Annotated in this window: 1 protein-coding gene; it reads right to left on the reverse strand. The window is 61.5% G+C overall.

Going from position 1 to position 512, the window contains the following annotated elements:
• Nucleotides 1-512 (reverse strand): recombinase family protein (locus RXV88_RS23675; protein WP_316296198.1); only part of this gene is annotated, 512 nt, incomplete at both ends.

Below are 512 nucleotides of genomic sequence, written 5' to 3' on the forward strand. Positions count from 1 at the left end.
CGCGTGAACAAGGCGGCGGGCACGATCGGCTCGTGGAGTCCATCGTAACTTTTTCCGGTTTTGCGTACCTGGATTAGGCCGGTGTAGAAAGGGTTGTTGAGGATCGTCTCAACCCCGCAGAGGCTCAAGGGGCGCCCTCCGTGGTTACGAAGGCCCCGGCGGTTCATCTCCTCCCGCAAGGAGCGGAGCGAGTATTGACCGGAAGCGTAGAGATCGAACATCTGGCGGATGAAAGGCGCCTTGATCGGATCGGGAACCTTGGGCTGCCCCTTGCCCCGATCGAGATAACCGATCGGGGCGCGGAACGGGTAGATGCCCTGCTTCAGCCGGCCGGTCAGGCCCTTGATCGTTTCCTCGCGCAGGTTGCGTATGTAATCGGCGGCGATCACAGCCTGGATGTCCGCGGTCAATCGCCCGCCGCGCGAATTGAAGTCCAGGCTTTCGGTGGCGATGTAGACATCGATACCGATGTCGGGCAGTTCGCTGAACATCGCCCAGTCGCGCAGGTTGCG

The organism is Aestuariicoccus sp. MJ-SS9 (assembly GCF_032586235.1).
Lineage (GTDB): Bacteria > Pseudomonadota > Alphaproteobacteria > Rhodobacterales > Rhodobacteraceae > Aestuariicoccus.